This window comes from Mesorhizobium sp. M0815, from assembly GCF_040319995.1.
Classification (GTDB): Bacteria; Pseudomonadota; Alphaproteobacteria; order Rhizobiales; family Rhizobiaceae; genus Mesorhizobium.
Genome location: NZ_JAMYOU010000010.1, coordinates 144,169 through 161,197, shown reverse-complemented (window position 1 = coordinate 161,197; position 17,029 = coordinate 144,169). Strand labels below are relative to the sequence as shown.

Annotated in this window: 16 protein-coding genes; 3 read left to right on the top strand and 13 right to left on the bottom strand. The window is 63.1% G+C overall.

Going from position 1 to position 17,029, the window contains the following annotated elements:
• The first annotated feature begins 6 nt into the window (after window positions 1–6).
• The gene (gene dhaL, locus NKI01_RS14150; protein WP_352963586.1) at window positions 7–645 is read left to right on the top strand and encodes a dihydroxyacetone kinase subunit DhaL; all 639 of its coding nucleotides are present in this window, start codon (window positions 7–9) and stop codon (window positions 643–645) included.
• Here the strand turns inward: dhaL and derI are convergent.
• Genes derI through NKI01_RS14135 form a run of 3 tightly spaced genes read right to left on the bottom strand, consistent with a single transcriptional unit; the run spans window position 642 to window position 2,646 of the window.
• A complete protein-coding gene (gene derI / locus NKI01_RS14145) occupies window positions 642–1,085 on the bottom strand; it encodes a D-erythrulose-4-phosphate isomerase (RefSeq protein ID WP_023716734.1) in 444 nt (147 codons plus the stop codon). The genes dhaL and derI overlap by 4 nt on opposite strands.
• A 26-nt stretch (window positions 1,086–1,111) precedes the next feature.
• Entirely contained in the window at window positions 1,112–1,870 is a 759-nt protein-coding gene (locus NKI01_RS14140) for a triose-phosphate isomerase (protein WP_352963584.1), read from the bottom strand.
• Between the two features lie 11 nt (window positions 1,871–1,881).
• The gene (locus tag NKI01_RS14135; protein WP_352814397.1) at window positions 1,882–2,646 is read right to left on the bottom strand and encodes a DeoR/GlpR family DNA-binding transcription regulator; all 765 of its coding nucleotides are present in this window, start codon (window positions 2,644–2,646) and stop codon (window positions 1,882–1,884) included.
• A gap of 262 nt (window positions 2,647–2,908) precedes the next feature.
• Here NKI01_RS14135 and fba point away from each other — a divergent pair, with 262 nt between their 5' ends.
• Window positions 2,909–3,973 carry a class II fructose-bisphosphate aldolase gene (gene fba, locus NKI01_RS14130; protein ID WP_352547511.1) on the top strand — a complete coding sequence of 355 codons (1,065 nt, stop codon included), beginning with the start codon at window positions 2,909–2,911 and terminating at the stop codon, window positions 3,971–3,973.
• Window positions 3,974–4,019: 46 nt separating this feature from the next.
• Here the strand turns inward: fba and NKI01_RS14125 are convergent, their stop codons facing one another.
• From NKI01_RS14125 to NKI01_RS14080, 10 genes are all read right to left on the bottom strand, one after another.
• A complete protein-coding gene (locus NKI01_RS14125; RefSeq protein WP_023716731.1) occupies window positions 4,020–4,958 on the bottom strand; it encodes a sugar phosphate isomerase/epimerase family protein in 939 nt (312 codons plus the stop codon).
• The gene (locus tag NKI01_RS14120) at window positions 4,958–6,475 is read right to left on the bottom strand and encodes a glycerol-3-phosphate dehydrogenase (RefSeq protein ID WP_023716730.1); all 1,518 of its coding nucleotides are present in this window, start codon (window positions 6,473–6,475) and stop codon (window positions 4,958–4,960) included. Before NKI01_RS14120 ends, NKI01_RS14125 begins: the two co-directional genes overlap by 1 nt.
• Before the next feature lie 19 nt (window positions 6,476–6,494).
• Window positions 6,495–7,535, bottom strand: coding sequence for a 2-hydroxyacid dehydrogenase (locus tag NKI01_RS14115; RefSeq protein ID WP_023716729.1), 1,041 nt, complete (start codon window positions 7,533–7,535; stop codon window positions 6,495–6,497).
• A gap of 7 nt (window positions 7,536–7,542) precedes the next feature.
• A complete protein-coding gene (locus NKI01_RS14110; protein ID WP_023716728.1) occupies window positions 7,543–9,105 on the bottom strand; it encodes an FGGY-family carbohydrate kinase in 1,563 nt (520 codons plus the stop codon).
• On the bottom strand, window positions 9,105–10,229 hold the full coding sequence (locus tag NKI01_RS14105) for an ABC transporter ATP-binding protein (RefSeq protein WP_023716727.1): 1,125 nt from the start codon (window positions 10,227–10,229) through the stop codon (window positions 9,105–9,107). Before NKI01_RS14105 ends, NKI01_RS14110 begins: the two co-directional genes overlap by 1 nt.
• Entirely contained in the window at window positions 10,226–11,344 is a 1,119-nt protein-coding gene (locus NKI01_RS14100) for an ABC transporter ATP-binding protein (protein WP_023716726.1), read from the bottom strand. The genes NKI01_RS14105 and NKI01_RS14100 overlap by 4 nt, the downstream gene beginning before the upstream one ends.
• Before the next feature lie 4 nt (window positions 11,345–11,348).
• The gene (locus NKI01_RS14095; RefSeq protein ID WP_023676025.1) at window positions 11,349–12,206 is read right to left on the bottom strand and encodes a carbohydrate ABC transporter permease; all 858 of its coding nucleotides are present in this window, start codon (window positions 12,204–12,206) and stop codon (window positions 11,349–11,351) included.
• Window positions 12,207–12,215: 9 nt separating this feature from the next.
• On the bottom strand, window positions 12,216–13,139 hold the full coding sequence (locus NKI01_RS14090) for a carbohydrate ABC transporter permease (RefSeq protein WP_023716724.1): 924 nt from the start codon (window positions 13,137–13,139) through the stop codon (window positions 12,216–12,218).
• A 153-nt stretch (window positions 13,140–13,292) separates the two neighbouring features.
• Complete coding sequence (locus NKI01_RS14085; protein ID WP_023716723.1) at window positions 13,293–14,738, bottom strand: ABC transporter substrate-binding protein; 1,446 nt, start codon at window positions 14,736–14,738, stop codon at window positions 13,293–13,295.
• Window positions 14,739–14,782: 44 nt separating this feature from the next.
• Window positions 14,783–15,757: a sugar-binding transcriptional regulator gene (locus tag NKI01_RS14080; protein ID WP_023716722.1), complete on the bottom strand. Its 975-nt coding sequence runs from the start codon at window positions 15,755–15,757 to the stop codon at window positions 14,783–14,785.
• Between the two features lie 227 nt (window positions 15,758–15,984).
• Here NKI01_RS14080 and NKI01_RS14075 point away from each other — a divergent pair, with 227 nt between their 5' ends.
• On the top strand, window positions 15,985–17,028 hold the full coding sequence (locus NKI01_RS14075) for a LacI family DNA-binding transcriptional regulator (protein ID WP_352493963.1): 1,044 nt from the start codon (window positions 15,985–15,987) through the stop codon (window positions 17,026–17,028).
• Window position 17,029 lies beyond the last annotated feature (1 nt).

The window sequence follows — 17,029 nt, the reverse complement described above, 5'->3', positions numbered from 1 at the left end:
AGCATCATGACCTCGATCGACTCAGCCGGCTTGAAAAGAATGTTCGATGAGATCGCGGCGGCGATCGACGCCGACAAGGACAGGCTCTGCCAACTCGACGGCGTCATCGGCGACGCCGACCACGGCATCGCCATGGCGCTCGGCTTCGGCGCGGTACGCGAGGCACTGGCGCAACTCGACCTCGCGGCGACCGGACCGACGGCGCTGCTCAATACCGCGGCAAAGTCGTTCCTCAACGCCGTCGGCGCGTCGTCAGGCCCACTCTATGCGACCGCCTTCATGCGCGCTGCCGCCGCCGTCAAAGGCAGGGCAATTCTGGAGGATGCTGACATCATCGCCATGCTCCGGGCGATGGCGCAAGGCATCCAGGATCGCGGCAAGGCCGAGCTCGGCGAAAAGACCATGGTCGACGCCTGGCTGCCGGCAGCACAGGCAGCGGGCGCCGCGCAGGAAGCCGGCAAGACCCTGTTGGAGAGCTTGGAAACTGCACTCGCCGCAGCCGAACGGGGCGCCGAGGCAACCAAGAACATGATCGCCGCCAAGGGCCGCTCCTCGCGGCTCGGCGAGCGCTCGCTCGGGCATATGGATCCCGGCGCCGCGTCGGCCGTCACGATCATCAAAGCGATACGGGACAGTCTGGCTTAACGGACCTTCGCCGCGTCGAGCCTATCGATGGCCTGGACATTGCCGGCCGACGGTCCCTTCTCATCGAATTCCGAGGCAAGCCATGCATCGACGATCGACTTGGCCAATTCCGGGCCGATGACGCGCGCGCCCATGGTGATGATCTGGGCGTTGTTGGATTTTGCAGCGCGCTCGGCCGAATAGGTGTCGTGGGTGAGTGCGGCGCGAATGCCGGGAACCTTGTTGGCGGAAATGGATACGCCGATGCCGGTGCCGCAAAACAGGATGCCGCGATCGTTCTCGCCGTCCAGGATGGTCTGGGCGAGCTTCTGCGACAGGTCGGCGTAGTAGCCCGTCTGGCTGAGATCGCTGACCGTGAGGCCGGGCTTGGTGGCCAGGTGAGCGGCGATGACATCGAGCAGCGGTTTGCCGGCGCTGTCGGCTCCAATGGCTATTTTCATGTTCGGTTTCCTTCCTGTTCGATGGTTCAGATCGCCGCTGAGGCGCGTTTGAGGATGTCTATATAGCCGTCCGCCTGCCAGGCGGAACGGCCGATGAACAAGCCGTCTATATGAGACTGTCCGATCAGTTCGGCGGCATTTTGCGGATTGACGCTGCCGCCATAAAGCACCGGCGGCACGGCTGGCAGCAGGTCGCGCGCGATTTTCTTGATCAGCGCCTGCTGTCTGCCGGCATAGTCCGAGCTTGCCGGCACGCCCTTGTCGCCGATCGCCCAGACCGGCTCATAGGCAAACAGGATCGTCGCCGCCCTGGCCGCGCCTTCGAGAAACTGCAGCGCGCCGTGCACCTGCAAGGCCAGCACCGTATCCGCCTGCCCGCTGTCGCGTTGAGCCAAAGTCTCGCCGACGCAGATCAGTGGCACGAGACCGTGCTTCACCGCCGCTGTGGTCTTCAGCCCGACAGCCTTGTCGGTCTCGCCGAAATGCTCGCGCCGTTCGCTGTGGCCCAACTCTACCATATCAAGTTCGCAGTCTTTCAGCATTACCGGCGAGATCTCGCCGGTCCAAGCGCCGGCGTCAGCCCAATGCATGTTCTGCGCGCCGACCTTGATGCGCGTCGGCGACAGCGCTTTCTTGACCTCGCGGACCGCCGTGAAGGGTGGGATGACGAAGGGCTGGATGCGCTCGTCGAAACCGGGGACGAACTCGGCCAATGCCCTCGTGAAAGCCATCGCCTCGGCGAGCGTCTTGTTCATTTTCCAGCTGGTGCCGACCCAGTAAACCATGCGTGCTCCTCCTACTCTGCGACCACTGTCAGCGACACGCCGGCACCATCCAGCGCCGCACGCATCTGCGGCTGCGGCTCGCGGCCGGTGAAGACGGTATCGAAAGCCTTGAGATCGGTCAGGAAATGCAAGGCTGTGCGGCCGAACTTGCCGTGATCGACCAGCAGATATTTGCGCGCCGCAGCGGCCATCATCAGCCGTTTGGTCTGGACCACTTCCTGATCCTGGTGAAAGGCGGAAGCGCCGTGGATAGCCGATGACGACAGGAAGGCGACATCGGCGCGCAATGATTTCAGCGTGTCCTCGGCGAGCAGGCCGAAGAAGCCGTGAAACTTCTTGCTGTACTGGCCGCCGAGCGCAATCAGGTTGATGCCGGCAACGCCCGCCAAATCCTGGATGACAGCCAGATTGTTCGAGATCACCGTCAGCGGACGCAGATCGACGAGATGCCGAGCAACGCCGCCCGCGGTCGAGCCGTCGTCGATGATCACCGTCTGACCCGGTTCGATCATCGTCACGGCAGCGGCGGCGATGCGCTTTTTCTCGTCGCCGGCCAGTCTCTGGCGGTAGCGGAAATCGCTCTCGAAAAGGCTGCTCGGCTGAATCGAGGCGCCGCCGCGTACCTTGCGCAGGAAGCCGCCCTCCTCGAGCTCGTCGAGGTCGCGGTGGACGGTCATCTTGGAGACGCCGAAGCGCGAGGCAAGATCGTCGACACTGGCGGTGCCGGTGTCCATCAGAAAATCCATGATGCCTTGCCGACGGCCGTCGCTCTTCATTTCCGCGGCTTCCTCGTGCAATCCGAACCAGGTTCCGAGATATAACAGGAAACGTCGCATAGCCACCAGTATTTTTGTGATAATGTTATATCTGCCTGGGATATCATGACGCTTCTGACGGCGTGCCGTAACAAGAATTGCTGTCGGCCGGGCGTCCAGCGGTTGCGGTGCAGCGGAAATCCGGCCAGAAGCTTTAGCGGGCTCGACAATAGCCGAACAGCCCGCAAACACTGGCTCGAAACCGGATACGGGAGATTACTGAGTGGCTCGCATCACACTGAGACAATTGCTCGATCATGCCGCCGAATACGGTTATGGCGTGCCTGCCTTCAACATGAACAATATGGAACAGGGCCTCGCCATCATGGAGGCAGCCGAGGAGACCAAATCGCCGGTCATCCTGCAGGCGAGCCGCGGCGCGCGGGCCTACGCCAACGATGTCGTGCTGGCCAAGCTGATCGACGCGCTGGTCGAAATCCATCCCGATATCCCGGTCTGCATGCATCTCGACCATGGCAACAACGAAGCGACCTGCGTTACCGCAATCCAGTACGGCTTCACCTCGGTGATGATGGACGGATCGCTGAAGGAAGACGGCAAGACGCCGGCCGACTACGCCTATAATTCCGGTATCACCCGCCGCGTCGTCGATATGGCGCATTGGGGCGGCGTGTCGGTGGAGGGCGAGATCGGCGTTCTCGGATCGCTAGAGATGGGCGGCGGCGAACAGGAGGACGGCCATGGCGTCGAGGGCGTCATCAGCCACGATCAGCTGCTGACCGACCCGGTTCAGGCCGAACAGTTCGTGCGCGACACCCGTGTCGATGCGCTGGCCGTCGCCATGGGCACCAGCCACGGCGCCTACAAGTTCAGCCGCAAGCCGGACGGCGCGGTGCTTGCCATGAACGTCATCGAGGAAATCCACCGCCGCTTGCCGAACATGCACCTCGTCATGCACGGCTCGTCCTCGGTGCCGGAGGAGCTGCAGGAGATCATCAACAAATATGGCGGCCAGATGAAGCCGACATGGGGGGTGCCGGTCGAGGAAATCCAGCGCGGCATCAAGCATGGCGTGCGCAAGATCAATATCGATACCGACAACCGCATGGCGCTGACCGGCGCGATCCGCAAGGTGCTGACCGAGAACCCGAGCGAATTCGATCCGCGCAAATATCTGACGCCGGCGATGGCCGCCATGCGGAAGCTGTGCAAGGAGCGTTTCGAGCAGTTCGGCACTGCCGGCAACGCACCGAGGATCAAGCCGCTGCCGGTCTCGGAAATGGCCAAGCGCTACAAGTCGGGCAGTCTCGATCCGAAATTCGGCTGACATATTCCGGTTCTGAGCAGGAGCCGCGTCGGCACCTGCTCATCCATCATGCTTTCGGCAAAAGACCGGCCCTGCCGGCCTCGATGAAGGGCGCCCAATAGTCGACCGATTCGCGGATCATGGCGACGACCTGGTGGTCGACGGGCTCGCGTTCGCGGAACGACAATTCGAGGCAGATCTCATTGTCGACGCCGCCGCCACGGCGAACAGTGTCCAGCAGCTTTTCCGGCGTGATGCGGCCGTCCTTGTTGTAGGCGGCAATGAACGGCCAATGGCCACCCTTGTTCATTGAGGATTGCTTGACGTGGATGATCGGCGATTCCTTTGGAAAGGCTTCGGCCCAGGCATAGGGGTCGATGTCGTCCGGATTGCTCGACGTCACGTCGCCATGGTCGATATCGACCATCATCTTGAGCGGGATCGCCATGCCGGCCGCATCGATCTCGCTCTGCAGCGTCCGGCAGCTTTCGATCGTATGGCCGAACTCGCGGCCGACCGACATCGGCTCCCAGAACAGGTAGGTCAAGCCGGCCGCTTTGGCGTGCTCGGCGACCGCGCGCCAGCATTCCAGCGCGATCTCGAAAAGCCGCGCGCGACGCTCGGGATCGTCATAGTCACGATGAGTGAAGATCGCGAATTGCGTGCCCATGCCGCGGGCGCCGAGCTCGGCCGAAATTTCGGCAAAGGTCTTGAACCAGTCGACATAATAGCGCCGCACGTCGGCATCGGGATGGCCGAAATGATTGAGCCGGCCGTAGGGGCCGGTCATCGCGGAGGTCACACGCACGCCGGTGCGGTTGAGAGCGGAGCGGAACAGGCGGATGAATTTGGCGATCGTCGCCGCCGGCCAACCGGGATTGACGAATTCATGCGTGAGCTGCACGTCGCGGATGCCGATGTCGTAGGCGATCGCATCGATCAGATCGTCCGGTTCGGCGAAACGATTGACCAGCGGGTTGGTGTTGAGGGACAGCGTAAAGGCCATCAGCCTGCCTTCGCCAGCCGGCTCGAGCACCAGTCTTCGAAGGCGGTTCTTTCTGCGGCGGACAGATGCAGTCCGTGTTTGGTGCGCCGTTCGAGAATATCGGCGGCCGTCTCGGCCCATTCATGCTCGAACAGGTAATTGGCTTCGCGCTCGAACAAATCCTTGCCGAAGCGCCGCCCCAGTTCAGCGAGCGAACCGGCCGCGCCGACCAGATCACGCGTCCTTGTGCCGTAGAGCCGGCCATAATGCTTGACCAGCGAGGCCGGCATCCAGGGATATTCGTGGCCGAGGTCACCGAGGAACTGCTCGAAATCGGCATTGGCGATATCGCCGCCTGGCAGATGTCCTTTCGAGGTCCACGGCTTGCCCATCTTCGGGAAGAACGGGGCGATGCGGTCGAGCGCGTGCTCGGCCAGCTTGCGGAAGGTGGTGATCTTGCCACCGAAGACGGAAAGCAGCGGCGCCTGTCCCGCCGCCACGTCGAGCTCGAAAATATAGTCGCGGGTGACCGCGCTCGGATTGTCGGCATTGTCGTCATAAAGCGGCCTGACGCCGGAAAACGAGTAGACGACGTCGCTGCGCGCAAGCTGGCGCTTGAAGTAGCGGTTGACCACCTTAATCAGGTAGTCGACCTCGCTGGCGTCGGCGGTCACGTCTTCCGGCCGCCCGTCATAAGGAATGTCGGTGGTGCCGATCAGCGCCAGATCGTTCTGGTAGGGATTGATGAAGATCACGCGCTTGTCGCTGTTCTGGACGAGATAGGCTTGCCGGCCTTCCCAGAATTTCGGCACGACGATGTGGCTGCCCTTGACCAGGCGCACGTTGCGCCTGGAATTCTGGCCAGCGACGCGATTGATGATGTCATTGACCCAGGGGCCGGCGGCGTTGACCAGCGCCCGTGCCCGAACCGTGGTCCTGACGCCGGTTCGACCGTCGCGCATCTCCACCGACCACAGGCCGTTTTCGCGGCGGGCGGCGGTGCAGGCAGTGCGGGTGAATATCCTGGTCCCACGCTCCGCGGCGTCGAGCGCGTTGATGACGACCAGGCGGGCGTCGTCGACCCAGCAGTCGGAATATTCGAAGCCGCGTTTGAAGCTGTCCTTGATCGGCGCGCCCTCGGGTGCGGTGCGCAGGTCAAGCGTGCGAGTGGCCGGCAGCCGCTTGCGGCCGCCAAGATGGTCGTAGAGGAACAGGCCGAGCCGGACCAGCCAGGCCGGCCGATCATCCGGGCTGTGCGGCAGCACGAAGCGCATCGGCCAGATGATGTGCGGCGCGGATTCCAGCAGCACCTCGCGCTCGATAAGCGCCTCCCGCACTAGGCGGAACTCGTAGTATTCGAGATAGCGCAAACCGCCATGGACGAGCTTTCCCGATCGCGAACTGGTGCCTTCGGCGAGATCGTCTTTTTCGCAGAGGATGACCGACAGCCCCCGGCCTGCTGCATCGCGCGCAATGCCGGCGCCATTGACGCCGCCGCCAATGACGAAGAGATCGACGATTTCGCTGTCACCGCTCATCTCGCTCTATGCCCTGTCGTCAGCATGGATTGACCGGCGGCAGGCCGGCGATGAAGCGGCGCACTTCCTCGGCCGCCTGCTCGGCAGCATAAGTCACCGTGCGTACCGACGCGCCGGCGATATGCGGCGTCAGCGTCACATTCGGCAGCTGCAGCAGCGGCCAGTCGGCCGGCACCGGCTCGACGGCGAACGTCTCCAGCATGGCACTGCCGATCTGCCCCGAGACGAGCCCCTCGTAGAGCGCATCGTAGTCGACCAGCGGTCCGCGCGCGGTATTGACGAAGATCACGCCGGGCTTCATCCGGGCAATGGCGTCCTTGCCGATCAGGCCGCGCGTCTCCTCGGTGACCCGGGAATGCAGCGTGACCACATCGGAGCGCGACAGGAGATCGTCCAGCGCAACCAGCTCGACGCCGGCATTGCGGTCCTCGACGCTCAATTGCACATAGGGATCGGAGACCAGGATGCGGCAGCCGAATGCGCGCAGCAGCCGAACCAGCCTGGTGCCGATATTGCCATAGCCGATGACGCCAACGGTCATTTCGTTGAGCTCGCGGCCGGTGCGGTCGGCGCGGTAGAGATCGCCGCGCCACTCGCCCTTGCGCAAGGCTTCGTGGCCGACGCGGATCAGCCGCGTCTCGGCGAGGATGGCGCCGATGGTGAACTCGGCCACCGCGCTGGCGTTGCGGCCGGGCACATTGACCACGGTGATGCCATGGGCGTTGGCGGCAGCCATGTCGATGTTGATCGGCCCGCCGCGCGACACCGCAACCAGCCTGAGCGCCGGCAAGCGCTGCATCATGGTTTCGGAAAGCGGCGCAAGCTGGGTGACGAAGATTTCGGCATCGCCGATAAAATCGACCACCTCGTCCGGATCACCGAAATATTCCTTGACCTTGTCGAGGCCGAGCGCCGCATTGCCGAATTCCATCGGCTCGTCGGGCCATGCGGTCTCAATGGTGCGGATGTCGAGATTATCGCCGCAGGCCGCTTCGATTTTCTCCCGAAACACTTCCGGAAGCATGAAGCGGTCGCCGATGATCGCAATTTTGTTGGGCATGCTCTTCTCAATTCACGTCAGTTTGTCTGGATGCGGCCAGCGAACGCCAGACCGGCCGCAGCGCCTCATGCGCCAATGTGTAGGACGGAACAATCGCCTCGTAGGCAGCGGCAAGTTTTCGGTCGCTAGGTTCGGCCGCACGGAGCAAAGGCGTGACCCATTCACTGACGCAATCGTCCATTGATGCGTACTGGCCGACGCAGACCGCAGCAATCATCGCAGCGCCCGCAGCACCGGCCTCCTCGCGCTCGCTGGTGCGAATGTCGGCGCCGACCGCAGCACCCAGGATCTTGCGCAGAGCCGGGCTCCTGGCCGCTCCACCAGTCAGGCGGATTTCCTCGGGCAGCGGCCCCATGGCGGCGTAGCAATCGCGTGCCGCGAAAGCCAGCCCTTCGAACACCGCACGAACCATGTCGGCATAGCCGTGCCTGGACGAAATGCCGACGAAACCGGCCCTGGCATTGGCATCGACGAACGGGCCGCGCTCGCCCGCCTCGGAGACATAGGGCTGGTAGAGCAGCGAGCCTGGCTCGGACGACGATATCCACTGGTCGACCAGCGCGATCATCTCGCCATTGGTCCGCGTGATACCTTGCGAGGCGAGAATGCCGGAGGCGAGGCCGAGGACCCAGTCGATGTTGAGCGTTGCCGCCATGTTCGACTGCATCTGCGCAAAGACGCCCGGTGCCGGCATGGTCATCGTGTAGCCGGTTGCAGCTTCGTTGAGCAGAACCTCGTCCGGCGTCTCGGCAAGCCGCATATGCATTCCGGTGGAGCCGATTATCGAGCATCCCGGCTTGCGCTCGCGATCGAACAGGCCGGCGCCGAGCGCCGTGCAGGCGACATCGACATAGGCCAGAACGACCGGCGTGCCGGCAAGCAGGCCGGTCGCATCGGCTGCTGTCGCCGACAGTGCGGTGCTTTGCCTGGTGCCATCGACGATGGGCGGCAGCAGATGCCTGAGATCGGTGACGCCGAGCACCTCAAGAACATCGTCGCAATAGCTGCGCGTGCGGAAGTCGCCGAAGGTGAAGGTGCCTTCGGACGGGTCGGTGGCGCGTTGGCCGGTCAACTTGAAATAAAGCCAGTCCTTGCAGTGGAACGCCGTCGCTGCATTGGCAAGCATCGCGGGCATGTGGCGCTTCATGAAGACGAATTGCGACCCCTGCTGGCAGGCAGCGAGCCCGCTGCCGGTCTTTTCGAAGCGCAGCCGGTCTTCGGGCCGCGCGCGGATCTCCTCGACGACGGCGGCAGCGCGCGCGTCGAGCCACAGCCAGCCCTTGGCCACCGGCTCGCCATCCTTGTCGATCAGCCAGGTGCCGTCGCCCTGCCCGGTCACGGCGATGGCAATGGTCCGGCTGGCGAGATCCGGCACCTTGTCGGCCAGTTGGCGCAAGGTCGTCGCGGTATCGGCCCAGGTGCGGACTAGGTCCTGCTCGGCGCCGCCACCCGGCAGTGTCTCGTATCTGTTCGGCAGCGCGGCTGCCGCGATCTGCCTGCCCGCCGTGTCGAAGGCGACGGATTTGATAACAGACGTGCCGGCGTCGATGCCGATCAGCACATCCCGCATCAGGCAAGCTCCGTGCCGTGCGAAATGGCGTCGCCGCTCGCCTGATCGAAGACGTGCAGGTTTTTTGGATCGATGCTGACCTTGATAGGCGCCCCGAGTTCCAGGCGAGTCCGGTCATGTTCGACCAGAACCAGCGAGCCGCCGGCGAAGTCGGCGGCGATATGGGTCTGGTCGCCGAGCCATTGATTGGCCGAAACCGTGGCCGGCACACCGTCCTTGGAGCGGCGGACGGCATAGGGCCTGACACCGATGACGACGCGTTGCCGGTTGAGCAATTCATCGCGAACTGGGCCGCTGAACGCGTCCTTGTCGTAGTCGAGCGAAAGCCCGTCGGGCAGCTTGAGACTGATCTTGTCGGCAGCCGTGCCGACATAGGCCTCGAAGACATTCATCGGCGGCTCGCCGACGAAGGTGCCGGTGAACAGGTTTGCCGGCCGTTCCTTGAGCCTGTCAGGCGTATCGAACTGCTGCAGCACGCCGCCCTCCATGACGGCGATGCGATCGGCCAGCGCATTGGCCTCGGTCTGGTCGTGCGTGACCAGGATCGCGGTCAGGCCACGCTCCTTGATGAAATGCTTGATGCGGCCGCGCAGCACGGCGCGAAGCTGCGGCTCGAGCTGGCCCATCGGCTCGTCCAGCAGATGCAGGTCGGCCTCGCGGATCAGCGCCCGGCCGAGGCTGGCGCGCTGCTGCTGGCCACCGGAGATCGAGCTCGGATAGCGCTCGAGAATGTCCTCGATCTCGAGCAGCTTGGCGATGTTGGCAACCTTTGCATCGACCGCACTCTTCGCCAGCCTGGCCGCCTTGAGGGCGAAGGCCATGTTCTCGCGCACGGTCAGGGGCGGATAGAGCGAATAGCCCTCGAAGGCCATTGCGACGTTGCGCCTGACCGGCGGCAACGTGTGCACCTTGCGGCCGGCAACCGCGATGGTGCCACGCGAGACCTCTTCGAAGCCTGCGATCATACGCAATGTCGAGGTCTTGCCGCAACCGGACGAGCCGAGCAGCGCCACGATCTCGCCCTTGGCGATTTCCATCGTCAGGTTCTTGACCGCATGCACACCGCGGTCGATCGGACCGTAGAACTTGTCGACGCCTGAGAGGGTGATTGCGCTTGGGCTCATGCCGCTTCTCCACTGCGCAAATTGACGACGTTTTTCGAGCCAATGCGCTCGCCGCTCGCGCGATCGAACAGCAGGGCGCTTTTGCTGTCGACGGCTATATGCGCCCTGCCCTCGGATTGGCCAGGTGTCCCGGACGGACGCGAGACCAAGATTTCACGGCCGCGCACGGTTCGCGCCAGGGTGACGATCTTCTCGTTGAGCGGCGTCTCAGCCTCGACCGTCACCGGGATGGCGCCGGGCGTGCCTTCATCAACAAACGCCAGAGCCTCCGGCCGCAGGCCGATCACGCAATCACGGCCGACCGCCGCCTCATGCGCGCCGGCAAGATGGACCTGGACGTTGGACAGGCCGACATAGATGCCCTTGGCGTCCCGCGACGGCTTGACGTCCAGAAGGTTGATGGTCGGGTCGCCGAACAGCCGGGCAATCTCGACATTGGCCGGCTCGCGATAGATCTGCTCGGGCGTGCCGAGCTGTTTGACGACGCCTTGCGACATCACCGCGATGCGGTCGCCGAGCGCCATCGCTTCCTTGTAGTCTTGGGTGACGTAGATGACGGTCGCGCCACGATCGGCGAGCAGCCTTGGCAGCTCGAGGCGCATTTCGAAGCGCAATTTGGCATCGACGTTGCGCAAGGGATCATCGAGCAGCAGCAGCGGCGGCGAGCCGACCAACGCGCGGGCAAGCGCGGTGCGTTGCTTCTGGCCGTTGGACAGCGCCCGCGGCTTGTGGCTGAGCACATGGCCGATTTTCAACAGCTTAGCGACGCTCTCGACGCCGGTCTTTATCGTGCCCTGCGATGAGTGCTTCGCCTGCAGAGGCGTGGCTATGTTGTCGAACGCCGTCATATGCGGGAACAGCGCGAAGTTCTGGAATGCCATGCCGACGCCGCGGAACTCGGCGTCGAGATCGGTCATGTCCTCGCCGCCGATGAGGATCTTTCCCTCGTCGGGGTCGATGACCCCGGCCACCAGCCGCAACAGCACCGTCTTGCCGGCGCCGGACGGTCCGAACAGGACCAGCGTTTCGCCGTCGGCGACGGTCAGCGACAGATTGTCGAGAACGGTCTGGCTTTTATAGCGCTTGACGATGTTTCGCAGTTCGAGGCTTGCCATCGGACTATCCTTTCACCGCGCCAAGCGACAGGCCTTCGACCAGATAGCGTTGCGCATAGAGCGCGAGCGCCAGGGTCGGCGTGATCGACAGCACGATCGCCGCCGAAATCTGGCCATACTGGATGCCGGAGGACGTGATGAAGGCCAGCGCGCCGACCGTCACCGGCTGCTTGTCGGCAGAGGCGAGCACCAGCGCAAAAACGAAATTGTTCCAGGCAAAGATAAAGGCGAGCAGGCCGGCAGCGGCAATGCCTGGGCCGGCGAGCGGCAGCGCGATCTTGCGGAAGGTAGCAAACCAGGAATGTCCGGCAATGCGGTAGGCGTATTCGATGTCGGCCGGTATATCCTCGAAATAGCCGCGCACGATCCACAGGATCAGCGGCAGGCAGATCAGCTGGTAGACCCAGATCAGCCCGATATAGGTATTGGCCAGCCCGAGCTTCTGGAAATAGAGGGTGAGCGGCAAAAGCACCAGCAGCGCCGGCGCGAAACGGAACGACAGCAGCGTGAAGGCAATGTCCTCCGAGCCGCGAAACTTATGCCGCGCAAACGCATAGGCGGCCGGCACGCCGAGCAGCAACGCGACGGCAACCGAGGTGACCGACAGGAAGACGGAATTCCAGAGATTGCGCATGAAGGCGATGTCGAGCGTGCCGGCCGCCGTCATCAGCTTGCCGGTGATCAAGGCGGTGTAGTTGGCGAGCGTCGGCTCGAAGACAAGCTGTGGCGGAATCCGCAGGATTGTCTCGTTGGTCTGGAATGACATCATCAGGATCCAGACGATCGGGAACATGAAGAAGATCACGACCAGCGCCAGGGCTATGCCGCGCAGGATGCGTTCGAGAAGGGAGGTATGTTCCATGCCAGCCTCCTATGCCTGGCCGCGGGCGCGTTCGCGCAGCCGCAGCCAGTTCTTGATGAAGATGTTCGAGAGGAAATAGGTGATCGCCCACAGGATGATCATCAGCGCCGCCGAGCGGCCGACATTGGTCGACTGGAAGAAGTTGAGATAGGCCTCGACCTGGAACACGGTCAGCGTGTCGCCCGGACCACCCTGGGTCATGGCGTAGATGATGTCGAACTGCTGGATGGAATCGAGCAGGCGGAACAATGTCGCCGTCAGGATATAGGGGGTTAGCATCGGCAGGGTGATGCGGAAGAACACGAAGCTGCGCGGCACGCCGTCAAGTGCTGCCGCCTCGAAGGGCTGCGTCGGCAGGCTGCGCAGACCGGCAAGCAGCAGGATCATGATGAAGGGCGTGTAGACCCAGATGTCGACAAGCACGACGGTGAGCAGTGCCGTCGAGGGCGACGAGGCCCAGCGGAAATCCTGCAGCCCGATCAGGCTGGCGAGATAGCTGAGCACGCCAAAGCCGGGATTGGTCATCAGCTTCCACATCAGCGCGGCGAGCGCTGGCGCCGTCATCAGCGGCATCAACAGCATGATCGAGATGAAGTTGTTCAGCGTCGAGCGCTTTTGCAGCAGCATGGCGATGCCGAGACCGAGAAGCAACTCGAGCACGACGGTGATGCCGGCGTAGAGCAGCGACACCTGCAGCGTGTTCCAGAACTTCGGGTCGGTGAAGAACGAGATATAGTTGTCGCCCCAGTTGAATTGCCGCGCCCAAGGCTGGCTCAATCGGTAGCGCTGGAAAGAATAGACCACCGATGTGAAGAACGGGATCAGGATGCCGATGCAGACCAGCAAGGCCGGCAAGCTAAGGAGATAGGGCAGCACCCGCTTGCTGATCCTGAAGCCCGACGGCCTGTTTCTTTGTATTGTCGCCGCAGTCATCTGCTGCTCCGTCATTCTGTTGCTTCGCCGTCCCGGCCGCCCAAGGGAGCAAGGCGGCCGGTCGGGCGAGCAGGCGGTACCGCTCGGCACCGCGTCGCAAACGTATCACATCTCAAAGGCTGACCCGCGGACGGGCCAGCCTTGGCCGCGGCTTTAGCCGAGCCCGGCTTCCTTGAGCTGGCTGTTGATGCTCTCGGCCAACTTGTCGAGGCCTTCGTCGACCGGCACTTCCTTGGCCACCATCTTCTGCAGCGTCGCCGCCCATTCGGTGGTGAGATCGAAGAACAGCGGCTGCGGTGTGAACTTGATGCTGGCGCCCGGCGCCGAGACGTCGAACATCTCGACGTAGCCCGGATAGCTCTTGTTCAGCTTCTCGCGGAACATCTCGTCGTTCCAGACCGACTGACGAACCGGATTGACGAAGTCCATCTTGGTCGCACCGAACAATGCATGCTCGGGTCCGGATGCCCATTGCATGAAGTACCAGGTGGCGTCCTTGTCCTTCGAGAAGTTGGACATCGACAGCGACCAGATCCAGATATTGGGCGTCGGCGCCTTGGCGGCCGGGTTGGCCTTGAACGCCGAAAAGGCGAGCTTGCCGGCCATCTTGTTGTCGCCGCCATTCATGAAATAGCCGAGGATATCGGCGTCGAAAATCATCGCCGACGCACCTGCACCGAGATCGGTGCCGACCTGATACCAGGTGTAGGTCGACCAGTCCTTGGGGCCGCTCTCCTGGATCATCTGCACCCACTGCTTGTGGAAAGCCTTGGATTCGGCGGTGCTCATCGCGGCCGACAGCTTGCCGTCAGCCGAGACGTTCAGGTCCTTCTGGTCGAAATTAGCGTAAGCCGACAGGAAGCCCGGGTGGATCGTTGCCCAGGAGCGCGAGCCGCGCACGCCGATGCCGTAGACGCCGCCACCAACATCCTTGGTAAGCTTCGCCGCCGTAGCGACCATTTCATCCATATTGCCGGGAACGCTGACGCCGACCTTGTCGAACATGCCCTTGTTGTAGGTGATGTTGTTCTGCTCGAAGCCCCACGGAATGCACCATTGCTTGGCGTCTTCCGAACCGAGCGCGCCGCCCGGCTGGCCGTTCCAGGCGCAAGAATTCTTGACGCCGGGCAGGAAGTCGTCCCAGGCATATTTCGGGTTGGTCTTGGCCGGATCCTTGATCCATTCGTTGAGATCGGTGATCCAGCCGGCCGGGCCGTAGGTCCAAGTCATGTAGGCGCCGGTCATGAAGGCATCGTATTCGGGCGAGCTGGCCGACAGCGCGGCGGTAACCTTGTCGAAATAGACGTCTTCGGGGAACACGTCATAGACGACTTCCATGCCGGTCAGCTTCTTGAAGTTGTCGAGGTTGGCAATCATCGCATCGGCGTACGGATGCTTGTTGAGCAGCAGCTTGATGGTCTTGCCCTTATGCGCCTGCCAGTCGAAATCAGCTGCCAGGGCGCGGGTCTGCCCGAAATTGAGCAGTGTACCGGCGGTGCTGGCGGCAAGGCCCATTGCACCGAGGCCCTTGATCAGCCCACGGCGGCCGACTTGTCCACGCAGGAACGCGTCGATGAGGTCTTTCTCTTTCTCATGCATTTCTCTTCTCCTCCACAGGGTAGTTTCAACGAAATGGTTGCCGGCTACCCGACCGGCGTCTGTTCCACGAGCGATCGCGCCGTCCGCTCGTCGGTTATCAGGCCTTTGAGATAGCGGCCCTCCAGCACTGACTTGATGGCGCGAACCTTCACCTTGCCGCCGGCGACGGCGACAATCCTGCGGTTGCTGATGTCTTCGCGCGCCAGTGCCAGCGCCCGGTCGGAAAGCGTCGTCGCGACGGCCTTTCCAGCATCGTCGAAGAAATGGCCGAGCAGTTCGCCGACGCCGCCGTTGCGGCGGATCTCCTCCATCTCGCCCTTTTCGATCATGCCGGTGGCGACAAGCGAGGCCTCACGCTCGGCGGTGCCAATGCCGGCAATGAGCAAGTCGGCGGTCTTGGCGAGGTCGAAGACATCGCTGACGCCCTTCTGCCCGAGCAGCACCGTTCGATCCTCGACCGTGTTGGCGAACATCGGCACCGGCATCACATAGGCCTCCGCGCCGGTCCGTTCGGCGACGCGGTGGATGACGTCATGTGGATTGGCGGAGAACTTGCGCGTCAGGCCGCCAAGCAGCGAAACGAAACGGATCCTGCCGGCCGATATGCGCGGCAGATATTCGACGCAGGCGGCAAGCGTGCGGCCGTGGCCGACGCCTATCAGCGCCTCCTCGCCGCGTTCGATCTCGCGCTTGAGAAACTGCGCGCCGGCAATGCCGAGCGCCTTGAGCGGCAGGTCTTCGGCATCGAAGTCCGGGACCACCTCGCAATAGTCGAGGCCGTAACGGCCGGATAACTCGTCCTCGAGTTCCACGCATTCTGAGACTTCGCCATCGATATAGACTTTGACCAGGCCCTCCTGATTGGCCTTGGTGATGAGGCGGTGCGCCTTGAGGCTGGTCAGGCCGAGCCGCTTGGCGACTTCCGACTGGGTCAGGCCGCCGGCATAGTGAAGCCAGGCAGCGCGGGCTGCCATCCCGGTCTCGTCGTCGCGCAGCAGGCCGTTGCCAAAACCAACCATTTCCGCCCTTTGATATTTTTATCAGTTGCTGTAAAATTTTTCACAAGGCGCCGTCCGAGTCAAGCAACCGCTGCGTTTAAATCTCCGTCCGGAAGCTTGCCGGCCCGGGGCCGAACAGGGCCGCGCGAACCAACGGGCAAGAAGCAACACCGATCGCGCGCATTTAAAACGTTTGCAATTTCGCTTGGACTGATTACAAACGTTTCAAACTTCGTTCGAGAGGAACGATGCCGGGCCGCGTTACCACCCTCAAGGAACTAGCCGCACAGCTCGGCCTGTCGATCACCACCGTTTCGCGCGCCCTTGCCGGCCACGAGCAGATCGCATTGAAAACGCGCCAACGTGTCACCGAGGCCGCGCGCCGGGCCGGCTATGTGCCGAACACGGCAGCCCGCACGCTAGTCTCCGGCCGCAGCGGTTTTGTCGGCATGGTGCTGCCGATCCGCGGCCCCAATCTGGTCGATTCCTTCCTCGGCGAATTCGTCACCGGGCTCGGCGAAGGGTTGGTTTCGCACGGTTCCGACCTGATCCTGGCCGCAGCGGCGCAGGGCCAGTCGGAACTTTCCGTGCTTCGCCATGTTGTCGAATCCGGACGCGCCGATGGGGTCGTCGTCACCCGCATCGCCGAGGTCGACGAGCGGCTTACCTATCTGCGTCAACGCAATTTTCCGTTCGTCGCGCATGGCCGGCTGCTCGACGGTGACTTTGCCTATCATTGGCTCGATACCGATGGCGCGCACGCATTCGGCGAGGCCTTCGACATGCTCTACGATCTCGGACACCGCCATTTCGGCCTGGTGACGATTTCCGAGCCGATGACGTTTCGCCATCTCAGGCAGGATGGGCTCGCTGCCGCGATCGCCCGCCGAGGCGATCCGACGGTCAGGCTCGATGTGGCGACGGCACCGCGGTTCGATCGCGGTGCCCGCATCCATGCAATCAACCGGCTACTGCACGCCACCGAGCGGCCGACGGCCATTGTCGCGCTGTTCGACGAGCTGGCGCTGACGGTGATGGAAGAGGCTGCCCGAGCCGGCCTTGCCATTCCTCGCGACCTTTCGGTGATCGGCTTCGACAACATAGCCGCCTCAGCCTATGCGCCGCCGGGGCTAACCACTTTCGACGCCTCGATCCGCCAGTGCGCGCGCGAGATCGGCGAGATGCTGCTGACCGTCATCGGCAACAGGCCGGACGCGCCACTGACGCGGCTGGTCCGGCCGACACTTGTCTCGCGGGCAAGCCATGGCCCGGCACCCACAAGACAGAACTGAC

Excerpts from the sequence above, each read along its gene's own strand:
- NKI01_RS14115 (WP_023716729.1), bottom strand. The coding sequence starts at position 7,535 with ATGCCCAACAAAATTGCGATCATCGGCGACCGCTTCATGCTTCCGGAA.
- NKI01_RS14135 (WP_352814397.1), bottom strand. The coding sequence starts at position 2,646 with ATGAAGAGCGACGGCCGTCGGCAAGGCATCATGGATTTTCTGATGGAC.
- dhaL (WP_352963586.1), top strand. The coding sequence starts at position 7 with ATGACCTCGATCGACTCAGCCGGCTTGAAAAGAATGTTCGATGAGATC.
- NKI01_RS14110 (WP_023716728.1), bottom strand. The coding sequence starts at position 9,105 with ATGCGGGATGTGCTGATCGGCATCGACGCCGGCACGTCTGTTATCAAA.
- NKI01_RS14080 (WP_023716722.1), bottom strand. The coding sequence starts at position 15,757 with ATGGTTGGTTTTGGCAACGGCCTGCTGCGCGACGACGAGACCGGGATG.
- NKI01_RS14090 (WP_023716724.1), bottom strand. The coding sequence starts at position 13,139 with ATGACTGCGGCGACAATACAAAGAAACAGGCCGTCGGGCTTCAGGATC.
- NKI01_RS14100 (WP_023716726.1), bottom strand. The coding sequence starts at position 11,344 with ATGGCAAGCCTCGAACTGCGAAACATCGTCAAGCGCTATAAAAGCCAG.
- NKI01_RS14105 (WP_023716727.1), bottom strand. The coding sequence starts at position 10,229 with ATGAGCCCAAGCGCAATCACCCTCTCAGGCGTCGACAAGTTCTACGGT.
- NKI01_RS14075 (WP_352493963.1), top strand. The coding sequence starts at position 15,985 with ATGCCGGGCCGCGTTACCACCCTCAAGGAACTAGCCGCACAGCTCGGC.
- NKI01_RS14125 (WP_023716731.1), bottom strand. The coding sequence starts at position 4,958 with ATGGCCTTTACGCTGTCCCTCAACACCAACCCGCTGGTCAATCGTTTC.
- NKI01_RS14120 (WP_023716730.1), bottom strand. The coding sequence starts at position 6,475 with ATGAGCGGTGACAGCGAAATCGTCGATCTCTTCGTCATTGGCGGCGGC.
- NKI01_RS14140 (WP_352963584.1), bottom strand. The coding sequence starts at position 1,870 with ATGGTTTACTGGGTCGGCACCAGCTGGAAAATGAACAAGACGCTCGCC.
- NKI01_RS14095 (WP_023676025.1), bottom strand. The coding sequence starts at position 12,206 with ATGGAACATACCTCCCTTCTCGAACGCATCCTGCGCGGCATAGCCCTG.
- NKI01_RS14085 (WP_023716723.1), bottom strand. The coding sequence starts at position 14,738 with ATGCATGAGAAAGAGAAAGACCTCATCGACGCGTTCCTGCGTGGACAA.
- derI (WP_023716734.1), bottom strand. The coding sequence starts at position 1,085 with ATGAAAATAGCCATTGGAGCCGACAGCGCCGGCAAACCGCTGCTCGAT.